The organism is Nocardiopsis sp. TSRI0078 (assembly GCF_001905145.1).
GTDB lineage: Bacteria > Actinomycetota > Actinomycetes > Streptosporangiales > Streptosporangiaceae > Nocardiopsis.
Genome location: NZ_LWLB01000001.1, coordinates 656,341 through 682,192 on the forward strand (window position 1 = coordinate 656,341; position 25,852 = coordinate 682,192).

Here is a 25,852-nt window from a genome sequence, read left to right on the forward strand (position 1 = left end):
CCCTCCCGGGACGGGGAGGGGCCGGCCCCGCGGTCCCGTCCTTGGGCGGGGACCGGAACCCGCCACGGGCACGGGTGCGGCGCGGGGAGCCTCAGGGCAGGGACGCGAGTAACGACAACCACTCGCGGGTACCGAATCGCAGGACGTGCCCGTCCGGATGGTGGGAGTCCCGGAGGAGAACCCCGTCCGGTTTCCCCAGGGAGGCCTCACAGCAGTCGGCTTTCGCCCCGGACTTCGATGACTTACGCCATCCGGTGCCGTCGCGTCCGTCCCGCCAGATGGCACGTGCGTCGTCTCGCCCGGTCATCACTGGTTCGTCCCACCGTTTCTTCCGCGCGGACGGCAGCGGAATCTCCTCTTTTCCGGACATCTCTCAGTATTTTACTTTCCGAATCCCTCCACAGGAATGGCAAGTCCCCCCTACGAAGAACCCGTGAGGTCAACGTGAACAAAGTGATCGACTTCGTCACCGACGACGGAACCGTGGTCAGCATCGAGTCCGTCCCGGTCCGGCGCGAGGGCGCGTCCAACGTCTCCAAGAAGTCCGAGGACACCACCGGCGACAGGAGGCTCGACTCGGTCCTGCTCCGAATCCGAAAGGTCGCCGAATCCGTTTCCGGGCAGCTGCGTGAACTGTCCGAATCCTCCCGGGCCCCCTCGGAGACGGAGGTCGAATTCGGGGTGAGCGTGACGGCCGAATCCGGGGCCGTGGTCGTCAAGGGAGGTGCGGAGGCCACCTTCAACGTCAGGATGACCTGGTCGGGCCAGGGCTGAGAGGAGGCCGACGGCCCGGGTCGCGCGCCTCGACCCGGGCCGTCCGTGTGGAAGGGGCCCTCCGGGGCTCCCGAGAAGAGGGGTTCCCCGCTCCGCCGACGCGGGGACCCCCGTCCGGTGGATCAGTCCCAGTCCAGGCCGCCACCGGTCTGGTACTCGATCACGCGGGTCTCGAAGAAGTTCTTCTCCTTCTGCAGGTCCATCATCTCGCTCATCCACGGGAACGGGTTCTCCGTCTCACCGAAGATGGGCGCCAGGCCGATCTGCTCGGCACGGCGGTCGGTGATGAAGTGCATGTACTTCTCACACAGCTCCGCGTTGAGGCCGAGCACGCCGCGCGGCATGGTCTCGCGGCCGTAGGCCACCTCCAGCTCGCAGGCCTCGGTGAGCATACTCCTGACCTCGGCCTGGAACTCCTCGCCCCACAGGTGCGGGTTCTCGATCTTGATCTGGTTGATCACGTCGATGCCGAAGTTCAGGTGGATCGACTCGTCGCGCAGGATGTACTGGTACTGCTCGGCGATGCCGACCATCTTGTTGCGGCGGCCCAGCGACAGGATCTGCGCGAAGCCGGTGTAGAACCACATGCCCTCGAAGATCACGTAGAAGGCCACCAGGTCGCGCAGGAACGCCTGGTCGGCCTCCGGGGTGCCCGTGCGGAACTCCGGGTTCTCCAGGTTCTGGGTGTACTTGAGCGCCCAGGCGTCCTTGGCCGTGATCGACGGGACCTCCCGGTACATGTTGAACAGCTCGCCCTCGTCCAGGCCGAGGCTCTCGCAGATGTACTGGAAGGTGTGGGTGTGCACCGCCTCCTCGAAGGCCTGGCGCAGCAGGTACTGGCGGCACTCGGGGTTGGTGAGCTGGCGGTACACGGCCAGCACGATGTTGTTGGCCACCAGCGACTCGGCGGTGGCGAAGAAGCCGAGGTTGCGCTTGAGCATCAGGCGCTCGTCCTCGGTCAGCCCGTCCTGGGACTTCCACAGCGCGATGTCGGCCTGCATGGCGACCTCGGTCGGCATCCAGTGGTTGTTGCAGCCCGCGAGGTACTTCTCCCACGCCCACGTGTACTTGAGCGGGAGCAGCTGGTTGACGTCGGCGCGGGCGTTGATCATCGCCTTGTCGTCGACGTTGACGCGCTCGGCGTCGCGCTCGATCTCGCCGAGGCCGCTGGTGGCGCTCGCGCTGTTCTCGGAAACTGCGGTCATCCTGGGGTTTTTCCGTTCTCCGGCCGTGCCGGACACGTCGTTTCTGGTGCAGGGCCGCGAAGGCGCCTCCGCGGCCCGGGTGCCGTCGCCCGAGAAGGGGCGTGGGCGGTCCCGTTCCCGGACCGCCCCGGCCGCCGGTGGCCGGGCGCTCCGCGAGGGGCGTGCCCCGGCCACCGGGACGGCGGTGCTACTGGCAGGCCTCGCACTCGGGGTCGTCGATCGAGCAGGCCTGGCCGTCGACGATCTCGAACTCGTCCTCACCCGAGGCGTTCGCGCCGCCGTCGCCGGGCACCGGGTTCGCGGACGGCGAGGGGGACGGGCTCGGGGACGGGGACGGCGAGGCCGCGGGGACGGCCGCCGGGGTGGCGGCGACCGCGTTGAGGCGGCCGTCGGTGCCCTTGAGCGTGCTCTTCTCCACGTGCGTGGCGCTCTGCGAACGCAGGTAGTAGGTGGTCTTGAGACCGGAGCGCCACGCCCGGCGGTACAGGGAGTCGAGCTTCCTGCCGCTGGGAGCCGCCATGTACAGGTTCAGCGACTGGGCCTGGTCGATCCACTTCTGGCGGCGCGAGCCGGCGTCCACCAGCCACTCCGGGTCCACCTCGAACGCGGTGGCGTACAGGGCCTTGAGGTCGTCCGGGACACGGTCGATGGCGCCGAGGCTGCCGTCGTGCATCTTCAGCGCGGAGACCATGTCGTCGTCCCACAGGCCGCGCGCCTTGAGGTCGCGCACCAGGTAGGGGTTGACCACGGTGAAGTCGCCGGACATGTTCGACTTGACGTACAGGTTGCGGTAGACCGGCTCGATCGACTGGCCCACGCCGGTGATGTTGGCGATGGTCGCGGTCGGGGCGATCGCCATCACGTTGGAGTTGCGCATGCCGGTGGCCTTGACGCGCTCGCGCAGCGAGTCCCAGTCCAGGGTCTCGCCGCGGTCCATGTCCAGGTCGCCGCCGCGCGCCTCGGCCAGCAGCCGCAGCGAGTCGATCGGCAGCACGCCCCGGCTCCACAGGGAGCCCTCGAAGCTCTCGTAGGAGCCCCGCTCGGAGGCCAGCTCCATGGAGGCCTCGATGGCGTAGTAGCTGATCAGCTCCATGCTCTCGTCGGCGAAGGTCACCGCGCCCTCGGAGGCGAAGGGCGTGCGCAGCTTGAACAGGGCGTCCTGGAAGCCCATCAGGCCCAGGCCCACGGGGCGGTGGCGCATGTTCGCGCGGCGCGCCTCGGGGATCGTGTAGAAGTTCACGTCGATGACGTTGTCGAGCATGCGCACGGCGGTGCGGACGGTCTTGCGCAGGCGCTCGGCGTCCAGGCCGTCCGGGCCCACGTGCTGGGCCAGGTTGACCGAGCCCAGGTTGCAGACCGCGACCTCGTCGGCGCTGGTGTTCAGCGTGATCTCGGTGCACAGGTTGGAGGAGTGCACCACGCCCACGTGCTGCTGCGGCGAGCGCAGGTTGGCCGGGTCCTTGAAGGTGATCCACGGGTGCCCGGTCTCGAACAGCATGGTGAGCATGCGCCGCCACAGGTCGACGGCCGGGACCTTCCTGGAGACCTTGATCCGGCCCGCCTCGGCCTCGGCCTCGTAGCGGACGTAGGCCTCGGCGAACTCCGCGCCGTACTTGTCGTGCAGGTCGGGGACCTCGTCCGGCGAGAACAGGGTCCAGGTGCCGCCCTCCTCCACGCGCTTCATGAACAGGTCCGGAACCCAGTTCGCGGTGTTCATGTCGTGGGTGCGGCGGCGCTCGTCACCGGTGTTCTTGCGGAGGTCGAGGAACTCCTCGATGTCGATGTGCCAGGTCTCCAGGTAGGCGCAGACCGCGCCCTTGCGCTTGCCGCCCTGGTTGACCGCGACGGCGGTGTCGTTGGCGATCTTCAGGAACGGGACGACGCCCTGGCTCTTGCCGTTGGTCCCGCGGATGTGCGAGCCCAGGCCGCGCACCGGGGTCCAGTCGTTGCCGAGTCCGCCGGAGTACTTGGACAGCATCGCGTTGTTGCTGATGCCGTGGAAGATGGCGTGCAGGTCGTCGCCGACGGTGGTGAGGAAGCAGGAGGACAGCTGCGCCCGCACGGTGCCCGAGTTGAACAGGGTGGGCGTGGAGGCCATGAAGTCGAACGAGGACAGCAGTTCGTAGAACTCGATGGCGCGGGCCTCGCGGTCGTCCTCGTTGAGGGCCAGGCCCATGGCCACGCGCATGAAGAACGCCTGCGGCAGCTCGTAGCGGACCTCGTCGCTGTGCAGGAAGTAGCGGTCGTAGAGGGTCTGGATCCCGAGGAAGGTGAACTGCTCGTCGCGCTCGGGGCGCAGCGCGGCGCCCAGGCGCTCCAGGTCGAACCCGGCCAGCGCGGGGTCGAGCTGGCCGAGGTCGATGCCGCGGCCGACGTAGGCGGCGAGGTAGGAGGCGTAGCGCTCGCCCATCTCGGACTGGCCGGCGGCGTCGGGGGAGCCGCTGATGAAGGTGAGGGCCTCGCGGCGCAGCTTGTCCAGCAGCAGGCGGGCGGCCACGTACGAGTAGTCGGGGTCCACCTCCACGAAGCTGCGGGCGGCCATGATCAGGGCCAGCTCCACCTCGGAGTCGGAGATCCCGGGGTAGAAGCCGCGACGGGCCTCGGTGAGGACCTTCTCCGCCGAAACACCGGTGAGCCGCGCGCAGGCCTCGGCTACGACGTGCTCGATCCGGTCGACGGCGGCGGGAGGGTTGCCGTCGTTGGTCGGTGCGGACCGAACGGATGCGGGCACGGCTTCGACGTCAAGGGTCATACAGCGGCTCCAAAACCTCAATAGAAGAGTCCCGGCGGGGAGGGGACACGAGAAGCGAGGTGCACGGTACCTCCGGCGGACCGGCGCACTGGGTGCGTACGGTCGTCGACCGGTGGATCGCGGCGGCTCACCCTCGAAGCCCCGTCGTCGGCACACGCTCACGTGCGCACCGGTGGCAGGTCTTCGGGCTCGTGGAGGTCACCGCTCCGGGACGTCCTCGGGGGTTCCCGGCGCCTGTGGCGGCCTCGTCTCCACTCACCGCTGCGGGGCAGCCCCGGATTCACACCGGATTCCCTCTTGCCTCACCTCGGGAGGTGAACCACCAGCGGGAGAGATACTACATCTAGGGGATGGCGGGTTGGAACACCGCAAGATGATGGCGTGTCACTGATTTCTCAGGTTCTTCGACGACTGTCGAACGCACACTCGGAGCGTGGTATGGGGACCCGCGTCCACCCGCTCACCGCAGGCGTCACGCCTCGTCGGGGGCCGCTCGGGGGCGACTCGACACAGCCTAAGTCGTCACCGGGGCCGCCCGTGCCCGCCGCGCCCCCCGGGGCACCCTCCACACGTGTCACAGACCCGCCCACGGCGGCCCGGACGCGTCCGCGGAACCTGGCCACCCGGTCCCGGCCTCCGCCGTCCGGGGCCCGCACGGGCGGCCCGTGCGGAGAGTCGGCCCGGGCGTGTCGAAGGCCCCGCGGACGTCGGAAAGCTCACTCCCCGCGTCCGTCCGCCGGCCCGGAGCGCCGCGGCGGAGGAGGGGACGAAGCCCGAGGGCGTGACCGGGTCCCGCGACCGGACCCCGCGGGGCGGGAGGCCCCGCCGACCGTGCCTCGGCCAGGACCACGGGCCCGGGGCGCGCGCCCCGCGCCCCGCGGGCCGCGCCGTCCCCGGCGACGGGGTCACGCCCCGTCGAGCCGCCGGTCCAGGGCGTCCTCGTCCAGCCCCAGGTCGAGGCGGATGCGAAAGCGGATCCGCAGCAGTTCCATCAGGAGGTCGTGGACGTAGGGCGAGGAGGCCAGGTCGAGGAAGCGGCCCGCGCCGGCCGTCGCCCACCGCTCGGCCCCCTCCATGTCGTCATGGGCGTACAGCGCCTCGGCGACGTGGATGTAGGTCTGCAGGCCCGGGGGCTCCTCCGCCTCCAGGCGCTTGAGGTGCGCGTAGGCCTGTTCGGCCTCGTCCAGGTTCAGCAGGGCCCCGGCGCTGAGTGCGCGCGCGTCGATCACCGTGGGCCCTCCGTCGTCGATCGCCCGCTGGTAGGCAGCGCAGGCGCGCTCGAACTCCTGGGCGATCTCCCACTGCTCTCCCGCGCGCACGAAGAGTTCCGCGCGGGAGATCTCGCTTCCGGCGTCGACCCGGTTGGCCAGGTCCAGGAGCTGGGCGGCGACCGGTCCGTGCTCACCCGACCGAACGGCGTGGAATTCCAAACGGTCGAGTTCTGCCGTCGTCACGTGGGTCAACCGCATCGCCCCCATCCCCTACTCGCACTCCCATGCTCAAGGTCAGGGTCTGGCGCGCTCCAGTGCCTGCCAGAACCCCTGGCGCAGTCCGTCCCGAACCTCGTCACGCAACAGGTGGTCGATCGGCAGCGAGGAGCCCTGGAGCAGGCGCGCCTCCAGGTCGGAGGGCATCCTGGGTCTGCGGGCGAGGACGGCCTCCACCCACAGGGCGGGCGCCTCGCGAGCGATCGACTCCGCGAAGTCGTTCCCTTCTTTGTGCGCAACATGCACCGCTTCGTCAACGGTATGCGCGGCGGGGTGCGTCTGCTGGGGATATCCAGGACTGGGACGCGGTTCCTGGTAGTTGCCGGTGTCGAACCGTTCGGCGTGCTCGGGACCAGTAGGCTGCGGCCCTCCGTAGGAGGAGACCGCTCCACCGCGGTGAGCGGTGTCAGTTTCCGTACTGGTCCCATAGGTAGGGTTTGCGTCGGACGCACCCCCGTAACCGGGATTGTCCCCGGCACCGAACCTCGGGTCCTGTGGTGGCCCGCTTCTCTGCGGTGGCGTGTGCCCCGGCTGCCCGTGCTGCCCCTCATGTGCGAACGAGCGCTGCGGCCCGGTCTCGCTCGCGAAGGACTGCTGCGGCCCCGTTCCGCCGTTGAAGGCCTGCTGCGGCCCCGTCATGGGCTGTCCCTGGCCGGGCCCCTGTCTGGAGGGAAGCCCGTAGCCCGACTGGTCGGCGCCGCGCATCGACGGGTGGCTCCCCGTGTGGGGGTACCCTCCCTGGGCGTTCTGGGACGGGTGGCCCCCGGTCATCGAGGCACCGGGATAGGCGCCGTTGCTCCCCCCGTTCGGCGGGGACTGCCCCCCGGAGGGGAACCCGTTGGCGTCGATGGCGCCGGGCTGCTGGCCCTCCGCGCCGGATCCGGCCAGGTGGTCGCCGCCGCGCTGCTGGGCGAGGCTCCGGCGCATGGCGCGCAACTGGTCCATGGCGTTGCCCTGGGGGACGGGCTGCCCGCCGGTCCCGGCGAACATCGCCTCCAGACCCGTGTCCGAGGAGGCGGCCGGCTCGACCCGGCTCCCGCCGGGCTGGGCCGCGACGGGCTGCCTCGGGGTCTCGGGCGCCGAACGGGCACGGCCGTTGGCGAACGGCGTGGTGGTCTTGGCCGCCGTCTCCTGGACGGAGCCGCCGCTGGAGAGCAGGTTGACGTGCGGGCGCAGGTGCCCCGCGCCGATCTCGATGAGGTCGTCGCACTCCCGGCGCAGGGCGCGGGAGATGGTCCAGTTCCCCTCCACGGAGATGTGCACGACGGTGACGCGCACACCCATGTCCTGTACGTCCGCGACGACGGAGGCCATGTCCTCGTCACCGCTGACCAGGACGGCGTCGCACAGGATGCCGGTGCGGGCCAGCGTGGTGAGGTCGCGCTGGACGTAGCTCTCCACGCCCTCGCGGCGGCCCGGCCTTATACGCGCGGCACGGAACTTGATGCCGGGGATGTCGGCGATGCCGTCCTGTTCCTGGGTCCGCCGGTCGTCGGCGACGGCCTCGTACCAGTAGCAGCGCAGGAGCGGCAGGCCGGTGCGGTCCCGCGCAACCTCGTTGAGGAACTGGACGAGACCGGTGTAATCCCAGGAGACGGAGTCCCGGTTGCGGGTTCCGTGCACGGCCATCGCGCCGTCCGCGAGAAGGTATCCCGCGTCAACGAACAACGCGCAGCGGTCCACTCCACCGCCCCCTTCCCTGTTGTCTCTGGGGCCATGTCCATGACCGGGGCACAGCCTAGCCAAGTCTGTATGGTTTTGCGTGCCCCTTGCCGACACAGAGAGTTATGGACCTGCTACGCGAAGGCGGGTCTTCGGGTGGTCGCGGGAGCACTCTCCGCGCGAGGGCCGCGGGAAAGTCGTGTGCGACCCGGACCTCAGGTACGCATGGGAGCCGTCAGGACCACCACTCCCACCACTACGGCGTCCTGTTCCGAGTGGATTCGGATATCCGTTTCCCGACCGAGCACCGGGTCGAATCTGACCACGTCAGTACCGAACGCGTGGAGGCCCCCTGCGCCCCACGGACCGAACCGGTGAACGCGTTGTCGGCCTCCCCGCGTCCGCCGGTCGGCGCGGTGACGGGTCCGCCCAGCCCGGCGTCGCCCTCCCAGGCCACCACGTCGAGACGGGCGGGCACCGCGGCGGGCAGCAGTCCCGAGGCCGCGAAGGGCCCGCTCCCCCCGCCTTGGAAGACCGTCCGGGCCTCGTCCAGGACCATCACCTGCTGGTACGAGCCCGCCTCCGGGTCCTCCAGCACGACCACCAGGCTCCAGCCCGCGTAGAGGCCGCGCCCCTCGCGCGCGGGCGTGTCCGCGACCCACCACTGGCCGCCGCCGTGGGTCCGCAACAGGTCGGTGACCTCGACGAAGGCCTGGTAGGCGGGGTAGCCGGGAAGCTCCGTGACACGGGTGTCCGTGGCGGTGACGGTGCGGTAGGAGGCCATCCCCGGACCCTTGGCACGGGCATCGGGTGCGTCGGCGCCCCCGGCGCCGGAGAAGTGCGGTCCCGCCCAGCGCACCCTGCCGCCCTCGGGGAGTTCCCAGGTCGCGGAACTGGACGCGGTGGTGGTGGGATCGTGGTCGGCGTCCAGCGGGACCATCGTCCAGTGGTCGTTGTCCAGGAGCGGGCCCTGCCGGAGCCGCGCCCGCGCGCAGGGGTCCGCGGGCGGCTCGCCGTCGGCCTCCGGGGACGGGCCGGGTTCACCGCGGCCGCTCCCCTCCGGCTCCTCCTCACCGGTCCCCCCGCCGGGATTCGTGGGCACATCGTTGTCCGACGCACCCGCGTTCCCTTCAGAACTCCCTTTGCCACCTTCTCTCTCAGCGGTCACACCTCCCTCGGGGGACGCCTCCGGCTTCGGATCCGGCTGTTCCGTATCCGGGGATTCGGAGATGTCCGGCGACCGACCGCGATCATCGTCGGCGGAGCCGGGGAACGTGCCGTCGGCGGAGGGCTCCGGGAGCGGGACGGTTCTCGGTGAGGTCGGGACACGGGGCCGCTCCGACCACGGTCACAGCCACCACTCCCTCGGCCTCCCCTCGGGTTCGGCACAGGTCATCAACGCGTTGCCGACGCTCTCGGCGCGCACCCGGCCCGCCGTGGCGTAGCGCGCCGCGACGCCCTCGGCGCCCACGCCCCTCCTCCCGGCCGCCGTGGCGGACACGTCGCCGGAGGACACCGACACCGTGGCGGGCACGCCGACGTCGGCGTCCGGGGCCACGCGCACGTCGATGAACTGGGTGCTGTCCTCCTCCGCGGCCATCCCCGGGCGCACGCAGCGGCCGCCGCCGCTGCCCGCGGAGCAGCTCCAGTCACCGTGGCCGACCGCCATGGGAACCGCGTTTCCGGCCCCGCCGGAGGAGACCATCTCGACCCCCGGGGGCAGGGTGAGCAGGGCGACGACGTCCTCGGGGGCGTGGGCCCCCATGTTGCACACGTCCATGACCATGATCCCGTCGCTGCCCGGGAGCAGCGCGCCGACCGGATCGACGCCGACCGCGAACAGGGGGTGGGAGCCTCCTCCCCCGGGACCTCCTCCTCCGGCACGTCCGCGGGCGGTACCGCGGGCGGGGACTCCGGGGCCTCCTGCTCCGCGGGTTCCTCCGGCGGACCCTGCGGGCCCGGGGGCGGGCCTCCGCGGGAGGCGGATCGCCAGCGGCGCGACATCCGGCCCCACCAGGCGCCCGCGGCCGTACCGCCGGGGGTGGTGGCGAGGTAGCCCGCCGCGCCCGCGCCGGCCATCAGCGGCAGGACGACCCCGCGCAGGCCGGCGTTGACGTCCATCAGTTCCGCGTACACCTCGCGGCAGTCCGCGCAGGCGTCCAGGTGCCGGTCGACCTTGGCGGTGTCCCGCCTGGCCAGGCCGCCCCGGACGTGTGAGCCGAGCAGGCCGAGGACCGGACGGCAGGGCTCGGCGGCTCCCCCGCCCGCCAGGTGCATCTGGAGGTAGGCCTGGCGCAGGCCCTCCCGTGCCCGGTAGGCCAGGGCCGCGACGCCGTTGGGCTTCGTCCCGAGCAGGGGCGCGGCCTCGGCCGGTTTGGCCCCCTCGATCTCGGTGTGCCAGAGCACCGACTGCCAGCGCTCGGGAAGGGAGAGGAAGGCCCGGGCGATCAGGGAGCGCTCCAGCCCCTCCAGGGCCGGGTCGACGAAGGGTTGGCCGGGGGCGAGGCTCTCCAGGTCGTCGGTGGCGATCTGGCGCCTGTCCCCGCGCCCCCGGCCGTAGGCGGCGTTGCGGACGGCGGTGAGCAGGTAGGGGCGGAAGGCGTCCTCGGGCCCCTGCCCCGCTGGATGACGCTGAGCACGCGGGTGAACGCCTCGGCGACGGCGTCCTCCGCCTCCGCCTCGCCCCGCATCAGCTGTCTGGCGAGTCCTCGGGCCGCCGCGGCATGGCTTTCGTAGAGGACGCCGTAGGCGCCGGTGTCGCCGTCGCGGACCCGCTGGATGAACTCAGCGTCTTCGATCGGTGCCTCTGCGCGGTGGTCGGGGGCGTCGCTCACCCGGCGTCCTTTCTGGAGACTGCGCCACAAGCCAGGAGAACGCTGGTTCGGCGTCGGAGGACACGTGCTCGAGAAAATATCCCGCATCCGCGTCACAGCCGCCACCGATCTCCGTAATCAGAAGGGGGTCCGGGGAACGACGTACGGACGCGGTGCGCCGGCCCCGTGGAGAGGGCCGACGATGTGGAGCTGTGCCATGGGTGATGCCGAGGTGGGAGCCGGGACGGGGGACCGTGCGGTCCGCGCCCCGCAACTGCGCGCCCCGTGGGGGCGGAGGATCCGGGAGGCGGGGTGGGAGCCGCCCGAGGAGTGGTGGACACCGACGGTGAACGCGGTGTGCGACGCCTTCGCCTCCGGAAGCGACCTGGTCGGGCCCTGTAGGCGCCTGGGAGAGGCGAGGGCCCGTCTGGGGACGGGGATCGGGCAGAGCCTGGACGGCCTGTCGGTGTTCACGGCGCTGGCCGGATGGCACAGCCCTCCGCTGGCCCTGGTCCGGGCACTGGCCGAGGGGTGGGCCGACGCGGGTCCCGGCCGGGAGTCCTGCCAGGACCCGCTGACCGGCCTGGCCACCGCCGGGTACCTGCGTACCCGGCTCGGCGAGCTGTACCGGAGCACGGGCGGGGGCGCGCCGCCCGCCACGGGGTACCGGTTGGTGGTCGTGGTGCTGGGCCCGGCGGCGGACCCGTGGCAGCGTGCCGCGAGGCTGAGCGTGCTCAGCCACGAGCTGTGCCGGTTCTTCACCCGCGGGGAGTCGGTGTGCCTGCTCGGCCGGGGCCGGATCGCGGTGGTCGCGCCCGAGTCAGACGGACTGGACCGGGAGCTGGGCGGGCTGTGCCGGGGAACCGCGTGGGAGTACGGCGCGGCCGTCTGGGCGGTGGCCCTGCCGCCCGCGTACGAGGAGGCGTGGGACCTGGTCGCCGGCCTGGAGAGGCCGGGATGACCCCGTGACGCCGTCCCGACGCCGCACGGCCCCGTTCTGAGCGGCCCGGCGCAGGGGACGGTAGCCGACCGGTTCCGGTGGATCCGTTGAGGGGACGGACCCGACCGGTCGGCGGAAGGGGGCGCCGCACGGCGGTGCCCCGGAGGCGCGTCCGTGAGGGGAGGCGGGCGCGCCTCCCTTCCTGTCACCCGGCCACGGGGCCAACCGGGGTTGAGCCGTCCTCCGGTGGCGGTGAAGACGGCGCACCGCCAGGAAGAGGCCGGGATCCGCTTCACGGCGGCGATCCGCTGCTCGTATCCGCCCGGCACGGGGGGTGTGCCCGTCGTTCACCGCATCGATCCAGGACTCGATCCCCGGGGTCCTCGGCACCTCGGACCCCGGCCGCGGGGGCTCCGGCCGTGCGGAAGCGTCCGGGGGCCGGGGGCTCCTCCCGGAGCGTGCCCTGGACCCGTTCCGGACGCCCGGTGACCGGCTCGGACGCGGCCGGGCCGTCCTCGGACGCGGTGGCGGAGGGTGCTGCCTCCTGGGGTGCGGGGGCTGCCTCTGCTCCGGCTCCCGCCGTCCCCGTCCCGGGAGCGGACGGGGAGGAGTCCCGGTGTGCCGGGGAGGCCTCGCCCTCCGGGCCCTCCTGCCGCTCCCGTTCCTCCTTCTTCCGGGCACGCCGGTCGGCGCCGAGGACCAGGAAGACGTCCGTCTCCTCGGCGTCGGGGTTGCGCGAGTCCTCCTCACCCCACGGGCTGACGGTCGGCGGATCGGCGGGACGCGGCGGACCGACCTTCCGGGGCTCACGGCTCTGTCCGCAGGCCTCCCCGGAGCGTGACGCGCCGGAGGGCAGTGACGTCCCGGACCACGCGCGGGCGGGCGGGACCTTCTCCTGGCGCTCCGGTGTCGGGGAGGACGCCTGGCCGCGTGCGGGCTCCGGGAGCGGGGCTTCCGGAGGCCGCACGGGAAGGGCGCGGTGGGAGGGGAGGAAGGAGTGGCCGCCGCGCCCTGGTGTGGGGGCACGTCGGCGGCCGGCTCCCGCCACGGCTGCCGGGACTGGGGCTGCGGAGCCCGACGGTGGTTGGTGCGGATGGGGCTGGCACGACTGCTGCGGCCCCGATGCCTGTTGGTGCGGTTGGGGCTGATGTGGCTGATGTAATCGCTGTGGTCCGGACAGCGGTTGCTGTTGAGGCGGCTGCGATGGATACGGCTGCTGCGGGCCGGACAGCGGCTGCTGCCGGGGCTGCGGCGCGGGCATGGGCGCCCCGGACAGGAAGGCCTCGGCCACCGAGTCCTGGACGAAGGCACGCGGCGGTGCCACTCCCCCGGGCGCCGTCGGGGCCGCTGCGGTCCCGAGTGCCCCGACGGTGCCATCCGGTTCGGACCGGTGGGCCCGTGCGGTCCGGGCGGCTCGACGGCGTGGGGACCGCCGGCTGTCGGCCCGTGTCCTGCCCGCGGCGGAGTCGGAGCCCGGGGCCGTGCCGATCGGCGTGGACGAGCGCGCGCTGGAGCCGGTCCTGCTCGACCTGTTCGAACGCGACCAGAACCTGCTGGTCATGGGGGACGGGGAGTGCGGCAAGACCGACCTGCTGCGGCTGGTCGCCGAGAGGCTGGTGGAGCGCTACTCCTCGGACGAGGCCGTGTTCGCGGTGATGGACCCGCGCCGGACCCTGCGGGGCGTGGTGCCCGGCGAGTACATGGGCGGGTACGCGAGCGGCCCGCGGGTGTGCGCGGGGCTGGTGGGCGGCGTGGTCAAGGAGGTGGAGGGCCGCCTGTCCGGGGACGGGGACGTCGACTCCCTGGAACCAGGATCGTTCAAGGGCCCGCGCATCGCGGTGCTCGCCGACGACTACGACGTGCTCACCACGGCGGGCCAGAAGCCGCTGGTGCCGTTCGTGCCCAACGGCCGCGACATCGGTCTGCGCTTCGTGGTGGCGCGCCGGGTGGCCGGAGCGGGGCGCGGCATGTACGACCCGCTGGTGCAGGCCATGCGCGGGATCTGCACGAGCGCCCTGGTGATGTCCGGCGACCGCGGCGAGGGCCAGCTGCTGCCCCGGGTGTACGCGGCCAACCGGCCCGCCGGACGCGGCAGGTGGATCACCCGCGGCGGCTCCCCGCGGCTGATCCAGACCGCGCTGCGCGAACCGCGCGAGGCGGGTGAGTGACCCTCACCGGGGCTTCGAGCGCCCGCCGGAGCGGATGGCCGGAGCCCCGGAGAGCCGCCGTCCCCACCAACCTCCTCGGCCTCCGCGGCATCGGACAGACCGTGCGCCGGGGCCGGCCCCCGGCCCTTCCGTTCCCTGACGCCGTCACACACGGCACATCCCCGACGACACCGACAGGAGCACCATGCAGCCCCCGTCCCAGCCCTTCGACCACGGCCGCACGCCGGAGGACCCATCCCCGCAGTCGGGTGGCGGTGTCCGTTTCGATCCCGCGCCCCCGTATCCGGCTCCCGGCCACCCCGCGCCCGCGTACCAGCAGGACCCGCGGGGCCGGTACCCCGCTCCGGACCACGGCCTCCAGGGCCGCCAGGGCTACTACCCCCCGCCGCGGAACTGGCTCCCTCCGACGCTCACCGACCCGGGGCAGTGGAGCCCGGCCCAGCCGCAGGTCGGCCTCGCCGATCCGGGGATGCGCTTCGCGGCCCGGGCCATCGACACGCTCGCCTTCGTCATCCTCTGGTTCCTCATGATGATGCTGGGAACGGGGATCAGCGTGGCCCTCGGCGGCGGTGAGATCGAGGGCGGTGCCTCGAACGTCTTCATGGTGTTCGCCGTCTTCAACTTCTTCCTGATGCCCGTCGTGGTGGAGTGGCTCCAGGTCCGCATGTGGGGCCGTTCGATCGGCAAGATGCTGCTGGGGTTGTGGGTGGTGCGCTCCGACGGCGGCGGAAGGGTCACCGCCGGCCGCGCACTGGTCCGCGCGCTGCTCTACGCTCCCGGGCACACCAACCCGGTCAACTGGCTTCTGCCCTGGTCGCTCACCAACGTCCTCTGGTCCCTGCGCGACAAGACGCTGCGGCAGTGCCTCCACGACAAGGCGGCGGGAACCGTGGTCGTCCAGGTCCGCCGGTAGCGGCACCGCCGAACTCCCGGTCCGGTCTCCTGGAGCGCCCTCGGGCCGGGAGCACCGGTGGTCCCAGGAATCTGCGTCATCACGAGTTCTACTACTGAGTGCCGCTTCCTGGCCGCAGCCGGCCAGAGCGGCCCGCCCCACCGGGACTCGTGACGCCGAACCAACCGCGGACGTGCTGTGTCATGGGCACCTGACAGGAAACCACAGGAAACCGGACAGCCCCGAAAGGCCCTTGGGCGCCGACGGCCGTCCTGGTAATTTCACGATATGACGCGATTCGTGGGGTTCCTCATCGGCGCGGGTTTCGGCCTGGCCTTCGTCCTCGCCAACTCCGGCCCGCCGCTCGATCCCGCCGTCGCCCTCGTGCTGCGCGTCCTCGCGGTCGCGGCGCTCCTCGCTGTCATCGCGCTGGTCGTGGTCCTCGGACGCGGGTCCAACCCAGGCCCCGGGACCGCCTCCGCCCATGAGGGGCCGCGAATGCGGTTCGGTCCCTTCTACGGCGTGGTCGTGGTCCTGGAGGCCGTCCTGCTGTTCGGCGGCATCCAGGTGCTGCGCGCCCTGGACGCGCCCATGCAGGCCAACGTCGCCTGGATCGCCCTCACCGTCGGACTGCACTTCTTCCCCCTGGCCTGGTACTGGCGGACCCGCTCGATCCTGGGCGCCGCCGTCTACATGACGGTGCTCGGCGCCGTCGGCCTGGCGATGGCCTTCACCGGACACCCGGACTGGGTGCCCCTCGTCAGTGGCGTGGTCACCGGGATCGGCATGCTGGCCGGCATCCTGGTCTCACTCGCCCTTATGAACAAAGCCGTCGGTGCCTCCGCCGACACGCCGACGACGCGCTCGTCCTAGGGCGTGTTGCTGAACGCAGTCGTGGTGTCGCCGGTGAGGGGGCGTCGCGTCGACAGCATCGCGCCTCACTCGCCGAGCTGACCGTCGATCCAGGTATGGAGGTCCTCGAGCGCTGCGCTGGCCATGGGCGTCGGGTGCCCGGTGAAGCCATGAGGCGCGGCGGGGTAGATACGCAGGTCAACAGCGACGCCGGCTGCGGAAAGCTGCGCGGCCATGGCGAGGTTGTCGCGCAACAGGATGTCCTCTTCTCCAACGATGATCAGCACCGGAGGCAGGCTCGTCAGGTCGGCGTAGACGGGAGAGAGGTCCGGGTGGGTGCGGTCGTGCGCCAGACCCGCGTAGGCCTGGATGAAGTACTCGTCGGCGATCAGACGTCCACTGGGTGTCTCTCCGCTGAGATCGTAGGTACCGAACTGCAATACCGCGGTGTTGAATGTGGACATGCCGCGGTCACGGAGACGAACGAGAGTCGTCATCGCGAGAGTGGCGCCCGCTGAGAACCCGCCGATGGCGAGGCAACGAGTTCCGAATCGGCTGACCGCGTGTTCTGCGAGCCATAATGCTGCGGTCTCGCAGTCGTCCGGTGCGGTCGGCCACGGATCTTCTGGCGCAAGCCGGTAATCGACACTGACGACCACGATGCCGAGGGTGTCTGCCAGGTCGCGGTTGCGGACATCGCCTGCCGCTGCTGATCCCGTGTAGAACCCACCGCCATGGACGTCTAGGAACACGCCTCTGGGGGCGGTCGACGTCGGAAAGTGAATTCTCACCGGGACCGCGCGGTCACCGTAGTCGGCTATTTCGACGTCCGCGGGAGGGTTCGATGGCGCGGGAGTTCTCGCCGCATCCCGGATGGACTGCAGCTCGTCCCAATTGCTCGGGCCCCGGCCCGTGCCGCGCTTCTCGTAGAACTCGCGGGTCGAGTCGACCAGGGGAAGTAGGCGCGGGTCGATCAGCTGGGACAGGCTGAGCTCCATAGACTCAGGCTATCAAGCCACCGTGATAGCCGGCCGTAGCCAGTGACCGGGGTGAACCACCCCCATAGGAGCGCTGCGGCGAGACAGAGGCCGGCGTGGTGGTTGCGGGCGGTCTTGTCCGAGCGCATCGCGATGCCGCGCCACTGCCTGAGCTTGTTGAAGCATCGTTCGACGATGTCGCGGCCGCGATAGCGGGCGCGTTGGTCGCCTCCGAAGCCGATCGTGCGACCCGGCTTCTTGTGGCGATGCGCGACCTGGTCATCGCGTTGGGGGATCGTCGCAGCGATCCCGCGTTCGCGCAGCCACGCGTGATCCGCCTTCGATGGATAGCCCCCATCGACAAGGACCCGGTCGGGTCGCGACCGCGGTCGGCTCCTTGTCCCGGCGACGCGTATCTCGCTGAGCATTGCCTGCAGCATGCTCGTGTCGGCGTCCTGCCCGTCGACCTCACCGCCGGAAACAGCGGCCCGATCACGGCCCATGCCCCATCCGAGACCACATCACGCGACATTCGCCAAGACTCGCCCGCGCGACGCCGGAACGGGTTTAGCAACACGCCCTGGAGGACTGGTCATGAACGTTGCGGGTGTGGAGCAGGAGGTTCCGCACCCGTTGATCTTGTACCTAGAGCGAGTTCGGGCGCCTGAACTCGCTCTAGGTGCAAGATCACGCCGGACGGGACCGTTCCAGCGAACCTTCGCGGTCACCGCACCGGGCCCACGGCCCCACCGGCCGCGGTGGGTCGCTACTCCTCTGAGGAGCCGTCCAGCCCGAGGAAGGGCAGACACGGCTCCAGCCCCGTCACGGTGACCGGGACGGTGCGGTGCGCCTCCCAGTCCTGCCTGGTCAGCCGGTAGCGGTGCTCCACCGCCCGCTTCCCCCTGACCTCGATCAGGTTGATTCCGTCGGCCCGGTACCCCAGGCGCTCGCAGACCCTCTCCGAGGCCCGGTTGCCCTCGATCACCGACGACACCGCGGCCACGGCGCCCAGCTCCGCGAAGGCCAGGTGCAGCACGGCCGCCCGCATCTCGGTGCCGATCCCCCTGCCCTGATGGGCCCTGCCCAGCCACGAACCGGTGCCCACCTGCCGGATGACCGCGAAGTCGCGTGCCCTCATGTCCTGGATGCCCACCACGGCGCCCTCGTGGACGACGACCAGGTTGAGGTTCCAGTCCCTCGGCGTCCACGAGGCCATCCGCCCCAGGTTGTACTGCACCACGCCGAGCGCGACCCTGTCCGGCGGCTGGTCGGTCCACGGTTCTGCGAACGGCATCGTGTCCGGGCCGTGGATCCCCTCCACGGCCACCTCGGCCAGCTGGCCGAGGTCGTCGTAGGACGGAACCCTCAGTTCCAGGCGCGGCGTGTTCAGGCGCAGGCCCAACGGCGGGAAGTGGTCGGTGATCATGCGCCGATTCTCCGGAGTCCGCCCCGCGGTGTCACCCGGTTTTCCGCCATGGCACGGTGCCGTCCGCCCCGCGCCGCCACCACGTCGCGCGCTCCACGAACGCGCTCAGCTCATCCCGCGCAGTTCCACCAAGAGCTCGGCCAGGGCCTGGGGCGCCTCGTCCGGGGCCGCCTCGCGCACGCTCCAACCGCGCAGCCCCGCCAGGCGCGCCACGTGGCCCAGGCCGGGATCGGTGAGCAGGTAGCCGCACGGTGCGTCCGGCCAGTCGGAGGCCATCGGCAGCGGTTCGGTCCGGTAGCCGGGCGGCTCGCCCGCGGGCGGCGTCCCGGGATCCGCCTTCTCCGGGCTCTGGGACCTCGCGATCTCCTCCCGGGTGGGGCTGCCGGGCTGGGGCAGGAACGCGTCCACCAGCACGTAGCCGAACACCGGCCGGTGCGCCGACCGCTGGGCCTGCCCGACCGCGCCCAGCAGCGGGCCGGCACCGCCCTCGGCCACCAGGGCGGTCGGGGCGCCGGGGTCGACCAGCCGGTTGATCTCCAGGCTGGCCCGGGCGACGTAGCGGGCCGCGTGCGGCGGGTGCTCGTCACCGCCCACCTCGGGGCGGACGGGGGTGAGGCCGTGGTCGGGCAGCCGGTCGGCCAGGCCGGGCAGCCGTGTGGGGACGCCGAGGGTCGGGGGGAGCAGGACGGCGATCACGCGGAGGTGCCCTCCCGCGTCTCCTCGCGCACCCACTCCAGGTAGGAGGGGTCGCCTCCGGTGACGGGCACGGCGACGATCTCTGGGACGTCGTAGGGGTGGACGCCGTTGATGTGCGCGGTGAGGTCGTCCAGCCGGTCGGCGGCGGTCTTGATCACCACCGTCCACTCCTCGTCGGCCTGGATCCGGTCCTCCCAGCGGTAGAAGCTGGTGATCGGCCCGCCCACCTGGGCGCAGGCCGCCAGGCGGTGTTCGACCACCGACCGCGCCACCCGTTCGGCGCCGTCCCTGCTGTCGACGGTGGTCTCGACCCGAACGGTGTTCGCGGACTGTGGCATGGCCGTCCCTCCGACCGGGTGCCGCGGTGCCTTCCGTACCACCCGGTGTTCTAGGCTCACTGATCATGAGCGAACGTGATGAACTCCTGCGTCAGATCAACGATAAGGCGGTCGTGCGGGGGAAGGTGACCCTGTCCTCGGGCATGGAGGCCGACTACTACGTCGACCTGCGCCGGGTCACCCTGGACGGGGAGGCCGCGCCGCTGGTCGGCTCGGTCATGTTGGACAACGTCGCGGACCTGGAGTTCGACGCGGTGGGCGGCCTGACGCTGGGCGCGGACCCGGTGGCCACCGCCATGCTGCACGCCGCGCACGCGCGCGGACGCAGGCTCGACGCCTTCGTGGTGCGCAAGGCGGGCAAGGCGCACGGCCTGCAGAAGCGGATCGAGGGAGCCGACGTGCGGGGGCGGCGCGTCCTGGCCCTGGAGGACACCTCGACCACGGGCGGCTCGGTGCTGACCGCGGTGGAGGCGCTGCGCGAGGCGGGCGCCGAGGTGGTGGCGGTCGCGCTGATCCTGGACCGGGGCGCGCGCGAGCGGATCACCAAGGAGGGCCTGGAGTACCGGGCGGTGTACGGGGTGTCCGACCTGGACGTCTAGGGCCCGTCCTTCGAGCCGGGTCTTCGGCCCCCGGGGGTCGTTCGGGCGCCCGCGGGGCTGTCCGGAGGTGGCGCGGGCGGGTTCGCGGGGAACGGGCGGATCCGCCGTGGGCGCCGGAGGTTCCCGCTCTTCGGGCGGCCGAACACGGACCGAAGTGGAAGGTCCTGGAGGACACCGTCCAGCGGGGTCCACGCGTCGGGCGGCCGGTCGCGGACCGGCCGTCGGCTTCCTCCCGGTGGCTCGGCCACGGCAGGGGGCGTCCCGGCGGTGGCGGGGCCCGTCGGCGGCAGGTGCGCTCGCCGAGTGCCGGGTACCGTCTAGCCGTCTATCGTGAAGCCGTAGTCGGCTCCCTCGTCGGAGATGTCGCGCCGCTCGCCGTTGACGAAGACCTCGACGGCCGAGGGGTCACCGATGGTGACCTCCAGGCCCTCGTCGGCGCGGTTGTAGTTGACCGACTGGCCCTGGCTCATCTCCTGGTCCATCAGGACGTCGCCGCCCGGGATACGGACGAAGACCTCACTGGACTCACCGATGACACGGATGTACAGGACACCCATGTTCTCCGTGTCCGGGGCCTCCGACGCCGTGCCGGAGGCGTTCGCACTCACGTTGGTGCCCGGGAGCGAGCGGTACAAGAAAAATCCGCCGAGGGCCAGGAGCGTCACCAGGAGCACGACGGCCCCGACGATGGCCATCACCTGGCCAACGCCGCGAGGATCATTCCTATGCCTTCCCACGGCGTTGAATGTAGCGCGTATCACCGCAAAAAGCGACAGCAGACGCCTGGAAGCCCAGGACTCCCCACAATTCGTCCGCAAAGAGGACAGAGGGTTCCCGACCTGTCGCTCCCGGTCCACGGCTCCGGGCGCCTCGCCCCGGCGCCCGCGCCCGCACCGACAACCTCGGGCAATTTGGTCTAGACCTTTTCAAGGGCTCCGGGTATTCGGGATACTTGGGTGACACCTGGTGGACACGTCCGGACGCACGGCCCCCGAGGGCCACCCCCCCAGGGTCCGGGCACCCACCGGGGCAACGCACGTGGGGTGCCGTCGGCCCAGGTCCGGCGGCCGCTCGCTCCAGGCCGAATCCAGGGAGAGTCAAGCATGCCCATCGCCAGCCCCGAGGTCTACACCGAGATGCTGAGCCGCGCGAAGTCCGAGGGCTTCGCCTACCCGGCGATCAACGTGACCTCCAGCCAGACGCTGCACGCCGCCCTGCGCGGCTTCGCCGAGGCCGAAAGCGACGGCATCGTCCAGATTTCCACCGGCGGCGCGGAGTTCCTGTCCGGTGCCACCGTCAAGGACATGGTCACCGGCTCGGTCGCCTTCGCCGAGTTCGCCCGCGTGGTGGCCGACAAGTACCCGGTGAACATCGCCCTCCACACCGACCACTGCCCGAAGAACAAGCTCGACGGCTTCGTCCGTCCGCTGCTGGAGATCTCCAAGGAGCGCGTGGCCGGGGGCCAGGAGCCGCTGTTCCAGTCCCACATGTGGGACGGCTCGGCCGTCGAGCTGGAGGAGAACCTCCAGATCGCCGAGGAGCTGCTGGCCGCCTCCAAGGAGGCCCGCACGATCCTGGAGATCGAGGTCGGCGTCGTCGGCGGCGAGGAGGACGGCATCGTCGGCGAGATCAACGAGAAGCTGTACACCACGCCGAACGACGCCCTGCGCACCGCCGAGGTGCTGGGCCTGGGCGAGAAGGGCTACTACATGACGGCCCTGACCTTCGGCAACGTGCACGGCTCCTACAAGCCGGGCTTCGTGAAGCTGCGCCCGGAGGTGCTCAAGAACGCCCAGGAGGCCGTCGCCGAGAAGTACGGCAGGGCCAAGGCGTTCGACTTCGTGTTCCACGGCGGCTCCGGCTCCACCATGGAGGAGATCCACGAGGCCATCGAGTACGGCGTGGTGAAGATGAACGTCGACACCGACACGCAGTACGCGTACACCCGCCCCGTGGTCGACCACATCATGAAGAACTACGACGGCGTGCTGAAGATCGACGGCGAGATCGGCAACAAGAAGGCCTACGACCCGCGCGCCTACGGCAAGGTCGCCGAGGCCGGCATGGCCGCCCGCGTGGTGGAGGCCGCCCAGCACCTGAAGTCCGCCGGCAACAAGATGAAGTAGTCGCGACCCCGCACCGCGGTTCGTGACAGGGTGCCCGGCGGCCGAGGCCGCCGGGCACCTCGTGTCCGCGGGGCACCCTGCCTCGCCGGGTGCCGCACCGGCACACTCTGCCTACAAATCATCCGAAATACCCCAAACCATATTCTCCTCTTTTCCACAGCCTCCACGGCACCGTTTCCCGTAGGGGTGCCCGGGAATTACTCTGAAAGTCCACACCCCCCGAAGTGGAATGAGGAGAATTGAAAGCCAAGAATCGCGCTGCCCGAATCCTCGCGGCCGGGGTGCTCACCGCGGGCGCCGTGCTCGTCGGCGCGTCGGCGGCCGGCACGGCGTGGGCCGGAGGCGAAGCCGCGGCCGAGCGCTCGCCCGCCGCGTGCGGCCTCGGCGCCAACAGCCCCCTCACCTCCGGAACCACGATCTCCGGGACCGGATCCCGCACGGGATGCGGCGGCACCGTGACCCTCACCGTCCAGGTGCGCAAGCACCGCCCCGCCTGGCCCGACAAGGTCGTGGCCGAGGCCAGCCGCAGCGGTTTCGGAAACGGCACCCTCACGACCGACGGAAAGTGCGAAGGCAACGGCACCTATTTCACCGAGGCTCGGAGCGCGACCGGAAACAAGCTGTCCTCCGGGCGCGTCAACCGATGCTGACCGCGACAGAACACACGCACTCCCGTGCGGACGCGGCGAGTGGGAGCGGGCGGGGCCATGCACATCACCGCTGAGGACCTGGAGTTCGCCCACCTCGGGCGGAGGAAGGTGCTGGACGGCCTCACCTGGACCGTGGGGCCCGGTGTCACCGGGCTCCTCGGCCCCAACGGATCGGGCAAGACCACGTTCCTCTCGCTCGTCGTGACGCTGCTCCCGGCGCGGAAGGGGCGTCTCCTCCTCGGCGACCACGACCTGTCCACCGCGGCCGGCCGCTCCGGGGCACGGCGGGCGCTGGGGTTCGTCCCGCAGCGCTTCTCCCTGGCCGGGGAGCTGACCGTGGAGGACACGGTCGCCTACGCCGCGTGGGTGCACGGGCTGGCCAGGCGCGAATGCGGGCGGGCGGCCGAGCGGGCACTGGACCTGGTCGGCCTGGGCGACCTCTCCGACCTGCGCACGCGCGTCCTGTCCGGAGGGCAGCGCCAGCGGGTGGGCATCGCCGCCGCGCTCGCCCACGACCCCCGGGTCCTGGTCCTGGACGAACCCACCGCCGGACTCGACCCCGGGCAGCGGCTGCGCGTCCGGGAGGTGGTCGCACGGCTGGGGCAGGACCGCACCGTCCTGGTCTCGACCCATCTGATCGAGGACGTCGCGCACCTGTGCACCAGGGTCGGCGTCCTCGCGGGCGGGCGGGTCGGGTTCCACGGCACCTTCCCCGAACTGGAGGCGCTGGTCGAGGACGACTCCGGCGAAAGCATCTACGGGTCCGGTTTCGAGCGGGCCTACGACCGGCTGATCGAGCGGATCGGAGAGCGCGCGTGAGTCCTTCGGCGGCCCGGTTGCGCGCCTCGCCCCTCTTCTGGCCGCTGCCGCCGGCCTTCGTCCTCGTCCCGGCGGGGCTCATCCTCGCCATGACCCTGGCGGGAACGTGGGACCAGTTCGGCTGGCGGGCCCTGGACTGGGTCTACCTCTGCGCACAGGTCGGTGCCCAGGCCCGCCTGCCGGTCGTGGTGGCGGCCGGGGCCGCCGCCCTGGTGGCCGGCCGGTTCACCCGCCGGTCCCTGGTGTTCGCCCAGCCCTGGCAGCCCCGCGCGGATCGGGACGTTCCGCTGCGCCACGCGGCGGTGGTCGTGGGCTGGTGCCTGGGGGCCTACCTGGCGGGCATGCTCCCCCTGACGTTCGTCACCGCCGCACAGGGCTCGGGGACACCGGACGCCGTCGCCGTCGCGGGTGCCCTGACGGGGTTCGTCGCCCTCACCCTGCTGGGCTACCTGTGCGGTGTCCTGGCGCGCGGCCTGCTCGCCGTGCCCGTCGCGGTCGGCACGGTCTTCCTCCTCACCAGCCTGGTCTTCGTCTCGGACTCCTGGACCGCGCTGTCGCTCCAGCTTCCCTTCGACCCCTTCCTGGGCAGACGCGAGGCCGCCGCCCTGGGGCCGTACCGGCTGGGGTTCTTCCTGCTGCTGACGGTCGCGGTCGCCTGGACGGTCGCCTGGCTGCTGCGGGCTCCCCGGCGGTTCTCGGCCGTCCACGGCGCGGCCGTCGCCGCCGTCGCCGTGACCGTGGTCCTGCCGCACCTGCACCCGTTCCCGCTGGTGGTCCGCGCTCCGGGCCCCGCGGTCTGCGAGGAGCACGGCGGTGTCCGCTACTGCGTGCACGAGGGGCACGCGGAGGAGCTCGCCGCGATCACCGCCCTGGCCGCCCCGGTGTTCGACGCCTACGGACTGACCGACGCCCTGCCCCGGCAGGTCCGCGACCAGAGCCTGGCCCGCGGGGACGAGGAGGTGTTCGACGGCCCCGCTCGGGGCGTGCTCTGGCTGCCCGTCCACCCCGGCTGGGACCCGTACCAGCAGGTGCCCGCGTTCGCGGCCGAGTGGTTGGCACCTGACGTGCTGCGGTGCGGTTCCGAAGGTGTGGTCAGCCTGGACCGAAACGCCGAACCGCAGGAGCGCCGGGCGGCCGTCGTCCACGGCCTGAAGGCGTGGCTGGCCTCACAGGCCTTCGGGGGCGGGGCCCACGGTGACACCCTCTTCGCCGACGCCGCCCCCGACCGGGTCCGCGCGTGGATCCGGCAGGACCGGGAACGCCTGGCGTCGTGCGAGGTGGACCCCGAGGAGCTGCCGTGGCGAACGTGATCCTGCGCCCCTCGCTGCTGCCGGTGCTCGGCGCGCTGGCCGCCGCGGCCGTGGCGGCGGCCTTCGGCGTGGCCGCTCTGGGGATCGTGGTGCCGGTGGCGGTGTTCGAGTGGCCCCACGAGGAACAGCGCATACCCGTCGCGGAACTGCTGTGCGTGTGCGCCGCCATGGCGGGTGCCTGGGCCAACCGCCCGCGGCTGTGGGTGTGGGAGCGCCTGGGCGGTGCCCGGACCCGCGTACGCGCGGCCGCGGTGGCCGCGGTCGGCGTGGCCCTGCCGGTGGCGGCGGGATCCGCCGTCCTGGCCGCCTCTCCCCCCGCGGAGAACACGTGGCTGCTGGTGACCAACGTCCTGCTGGCGACCTCCGCCGTGTACCTGCTGGCTCCCCTCGTGGGCGCGGTGCCCTCGGGGCTGGCGGTGCTGGCGGGGATCTTCCTGGGAGCCGCGGCCTGCAACATGGCACCGGGGCTGAACCGGGTGAGTCCGTACGCGTACGCGGGGAGCGACGGGTGGGTCGCCCCTGACCTCCTGCCCGGCGGAGCGGTGCCGGCCCTGGCCGTGGGCGCGGCGGTGGCGGCGCTGGGGGTGCACGCGGTGACGCGCGGCTCGACGTCCCGGGTCCACCGTCGCGGGGAGGAGGCGGGGTGAGCCGGGCCGCTCCTTCCGGCACGCGGTACCGCCCGGTGGCAGGATGGGGTCATGAACCTGCACCAGAACCTGCTGAACGAGCCGCCCGAGACGCGCCTGGCCGACCACCCCGAGGCCCGCGAGGCGCTCGCCTCGGCCGACGACCCCACACCGGTCGCCGGGCGCTTTCCGGAGTACTCCGCCGCGTGGGCGCGCCTGGCCGAGCTGGCCCTGGCCGACGGCCGGGCGGTGACCGCCTACGCCTACGCCCGCACGGGCTACCACCGGGGCCTGGACCAGCTGCGCCGCTCGGGCTGGAAGGGCCACGGACCCATCCCCTGGGAGCACGAGCCCAACCAGGGCTTCCTGCGCGCGCTGCACGCCCTGGGCCGTGCCTCCGCGGAGATCGGCGACACCGAGGAGGCCGAGCGCTGCGCCACCTTCCTGCGCGAGTCCAGCGCCGAGGCGGACAAGGCCCTCAACGGCTGAGGACGCCTCCCACGGCCGAGGGGCCGTCCGGGTTCCGGCGGGAAACCCGGGCGGCCCCTTCACGTGCCGGGGAATCCTTCACGTGCCGGGGAGCCGTCCGCGTGCCCACCCCATTCCCTGGGGCGGCAGGACGCTCCCCTCGGTCGCGGGTCCCGCGGTCCCCGGGCGCCCCGGGCATGGTCCGTTTCGCCGGCCCCGGCCCCTTCCGTTCCCGAAAGCAGGCCCACCGCCCCGTTCCCCGGCCGGAGGGG

The 25,852-nt window shown here is 71.9% G+C and carries 24 protein-coding genes, 2 pseudogenes and 1 riboswitch; of the genes and pseudogenes, 12 read left to right on the plus strand and 14 right to left on the minus strand.

Annotated elements, in window-relative coordinates:
- Positions 1 to 91 precede the first annotated feature (91 nt).
- Complete coding sequence (locus A6A08_RS02960) at positions 92 to 370, minus strand: DUF397 domain-containing protein (RefSeq protein ID WP_338013111.1); 279 nt, start codon at positions 368 to 370, stop codon at positions 92 to 94.
- 83 nt (positions 371 to 453) lie between these two features.
- Between A6A08_RS02960 and A6A08_RS02965 the strand changes: the two genes are divergently transcribed.
- On the plus strand, positions 454 to 774 hold the full coding sequence (locus tag A6A08_RS02965; RefSeq protein WP_073700918.1) for a CU044_2847 family protein: 321 nt from the start codon (positions 454 to 456) through the stop codon (positions 772 to 774).
- Positions 775 to 896: 122 nt separating this feature from the next.
- Here A6A08_RS02965 and A6A08_RS02970 read toward each other — a convergent pair whose 3' ends face one another.
- The 7 genes and pseudogenes from A6A08_RS02970 to A6A08_RS29295 all read right to left on the minus strand — a co-directional run.
- Positions 897 to 1,979 carry a ribonucleotide-diphosphate reductase subunit beta gene (locus tag A6A08_RS02970; protein ID WP_073700919.1) on the minus strand — a complete coding sequence of 361 codons (1,083 nt, stop codon included), beginning with the start codon at positions 1,977 to 1,979 and terminating at the stop codon, positions 897 to 899.
- A 187-nt stretch (positions 1,980 to 2,166) separates the two neighbouring features.
- The gene (locus A6A08_RS02975) at positions 2,167 to 4,731 is read right to left on the minus strand and encodes a ribonucleoside-diphosphate reductase subunit alpha (RefSeq protein WP_073700920.1); all 2,565 of its coding nucleotides are present in this window, start codon (positions 4,729 to 4,731) and stop codon (positions 2,167 to 2,169) included.
- A gap of 156 nt (positions 4,732 to 4,887) precedes the next feature.
- A riboswitch (cobalamin riboswitch) is annotated at positions 4,888 to 5,070 on the minus strand.
- A 566-nt stretch (positions 5,071 to 5,636) separates the two neighbouring features.
- Positions 5,637 to 6,209 (minus strand): hypothetical protein, encoded by a 573-nt coding sequence (locus A6A08_RS02980; RefSeq protein WP_073700921.1) that lies wholly within the window; start codon positions 6,207 to 6,209, stop codon positions 5,637 to 5,639.
- A gap of 27 nt (positions 6,210 to 6,236) precedes the next feature.
- A complete protein-coding gene (locus A6A08_RS02985) occupies positions 6,237 to 7,901 on the minus strand; it encodes an NYN domain-containing protein (protein ID WP_073700922.1) in 1,665 nt (554 codons plus the stop codon).
- 235 nt (positions 7,902 to 8,136) lie between these two features.
- On the minus strand, positions 8,137 to 8,982 hold the full coding sequence (locus A6A08_RS28500) for a hypothetical protein (RefSeq protein ID WP_242422069.1): 846 nt from the start codon (positions 8,980 to 8,982) through the stop codon (positions 8,137 to 8,139).
- 246 nt (positions 8,983 to 9,228) lie between these two features.
- Entirely contained in the window at positions 9,229 to 9,666 is a 438-nt protein-coding gene (locus tag A6A08_RS28505) for a hypothetical protein (protein ID WP_242422070.1), read from the minus strand.
- Positions 9,667 to 10,067: 401 nt separating this feature from the next.
- Positions 10,068 to 10,157, minus strand: a pseudogene (locus A6A08_RS29295) (hypothetical protein); the annotation flags it as partial.
- Between the two features lie 753 nt (positions 10,158 to 10,910).
- On the opposite strand from A6A08_RS29295, the gene A6A08_RS02995 reads away from it, so the two are divergent.
- The 4 genes and pseudogenes from A6A08_RS02995 to A6A08_RS03015 all read left to right on the plus strand — a co-directional run bounded on the left by A6A08_RS02995 (position 10,911) and on the right by A6A08_RS03015 (position 15,566).
- Positions 10,911 to 11,654 (plus strand): hypothetical protein, encoded by a 744-nt coding sequence (locus A6A08_RS02995; RefSeq protein WP_073700923.1) that lies wholly within the window; start codon positions 10,911 to 10,913, stop codon positions 11,652 to 11,654.
- A gap of 1,409 nt (positions 11,655 to 13,063) precedes the next feature.
- Positions 13,064 to 13,801: pseudogene (locus A6A08_RS03005) on the plus strand (type VII secretion protein EccC); the annotation flags it as partial.
- A gap of 184 nt (positions 13,802 to 13,985) precedes the next feature.
- Positions 13,986 to 14,714 carry an RDD family protein gene (locus A6A08_RS03010; protein ID WP_073700925.1) on the plus strand — a complete coding sequence of 243 codons (729 nt, stop codon included), beginning with the start codon at positions 13,986 to 13,988 and terminating at the stop codon, positions 14,712 to 14,714.
- Positions 14,715 to 14,981: 267 nt separating this feature from the next.
- Positions 14,982 to 15,566: a hypothetical protein gene (locus A6A08_RS03015; protein WP_073700926.1), complete on the plus strand. Its 585-nt coding sequence runs from the start codon at positions 14,982 to 14,984 to the stop codon at positions 15,564 to 15,566.
- Positions 15,567 to 15,631: 65 nt separating this feature from the next.
- On the opposite strand, the gene A6A08_RS03020 is transcribed toward A6A08_RS03015, so the two are convergent.
- From A6A08_RS03020 to cutA, 5 genes are all read right to left on the minus strand, one after another.
- Positions 15,632 to 16,543, minus strand: coding sequence for an alpha/beta hydrolase (locus A6A08_RS03020; RefSeq protein WP_073700927.1), 912 nt, complete (start codon positions 16,541 to 16,543; stop codon positions 15,632 to 15,634).
- On the minus strand, positions 16,519 to 17,025 hold the full coding sequence (locus A6A08_RS03025; protein ID WP_073700928.1) for an IS5/IS1182 family transposase: 507 nt from the start codon (positions 17,023 to 17,025) through the stop codon (positions 16,519 to 16,521). The genes A6A08_RS03020 and A6A08_RS03025 overlap by 25 nt, the downstream gene beginning before the upstream one ends.
- 263 nt (positions 17,026 to 17,288) lie before the next feature.
- A complete protein-coding gene (locus A6A08_RS03030) occupies positions 17,289 to 17,948 on the minus strand; it encodes a GNAT family N-acetyltransferase (protein ID WP_073700929.1) in 660 nt (219 codons plus the stop codon).
- Between the two features lie 105 nt (positions 17,949 to 18,053).
- A complete protein-coding gene (locus A6A08_RS03035; protein ID WP_073700930.1) occupies positions 18,054 to 18,644 on the minus strand; it encodes a hypothetical protein in 591 nt (196 codons plus the stop codon).
- A complete protein-coding gene (cutA, locus tag A6A08_RS03040; protein ID WP_073700931.1) occupies positions 18,641 to 18,982 on the minus strand; it encodes a divalent-cation tolerance protein CutA in 342 nt (113 codons plus the stop codon). Before cutA ends, A6A08_RS03035 begins: the two co-directional genes overlap by 4 nt.
- 65 nt (positions 18,983 to 19,047) lie before the next feature.
- On the opposite strand from cutA, the gene pyrE reads away from it, so the two are divergent.
- The gene (pyrE, locus tag A6A08_RS03045) at positions 19,048 to 19,581 is read left to right on the plus strand and encodes an orotate phosphoribosyltransferase (protein WP_073700932.1); all 534 of its coding nucleotides are present in this window, start codon (positions 19,048 to 19,050) and stop codon (positions 19,579 to 19,581) included.
- A gap of 317 nt (positions 19,582 to 19,898) precedes the next feature.
- Here the strand turns inward: pyrE and A6A08_RS03050 are convergent, their stop codons facing one another.
- Entirely contained in the window at positions 19,899 to 20,276 is a 378-nt protein-coding gene (locus tag A6A08_RS03050) for a RodZ domain-containing protein (protein ID WP_073700933.1), read from the minus strand.
- Between the two features lie 408 nt (positions 20,277 to 20,684).
- Between A6A08_RS03050 and fbaA the strand changes: the two genes are divergently transcribed.
- From fbaA to A6A08_RS03080, 6 genes are all read left to right on the plus strand, one after another.
- Positions 20,685 to 21,707 (plus strand): class II fructose-bisphosphate aldolase, encoded by a 1,023-nt coding sequence (fbaA, locus tag A6A08_RS03055; RefSeq protein ID WP_073700934.1) that lies wholly within the window; start codon positions 20,685 to 20,687, stop codon positions 21,705 to 21,707.
- Between the two features lie 239 nt (positions 21,708 to 21,946).
- A complete protein-coding gene (locus A6A08_RS03060) occupies positions 21,947 to 22,357 on the plus strand; it encodes a hypothetical protein (protein WP_073700935.1) in 411 nt (136 codons plus the stop codon).
- A 57-nt stretch (positions 22,358 to 22,414) separates the two neighbouring features.
- Complete coding sequence (locus tag A6A08_RS03065; RefSeq protein ID WP_073700936.1) at positions 22,415 to 23,176, plus strand: ATP-binding cassette domain-containing protein; 762 nt, start codon at positions 22,415 to 22,417, stop codon at positions 23,174 to 23,176.
- Positions 23,173 to 24,486: a hypothetical protein gene (locus A6A08_RS03070; protein ID WP_073700937.1), complete on the plus strand. Its 1,314-nt coding sequence runs from the start codon at positions 23,173 to 23,175 to the stop codon at positions 24,484 to 24,486. The genes A6A08_RS03065 and A6A08_RS03070 overlap by 4 nt, the downstream gene beginning before the upstream one ends.
- Complete coding sequence (locus A6A08_RS03075; protein ID WP_073700938.1) at positions 24,474 to 25,133, plus strand: hypothetical protein; 660 nt, start codon at positions 24,474 to 24,476, stop codon at positions 25,131 to 25,133. Before A6A08_RS03070 ends, A6A08_RS03075 begins: the two co-directional genes overlap by 13 nt.
- A gap of 51 nt (positions 25,134 to 25,184) precedes the next feature.
- Complete coding sequence (locus tag A6A08_RS03080) at positions 25,185 to 25,601, plus strand: DUF3151 domain-containing protein (protein ID WP_073700939.1); 417 nt, start codon at positions 25,185 to 25,187, stop codon at positions 25,599 to 25,601.
- Positions 25,602 to 25,852: the final 251 nt, after the last annotated feature.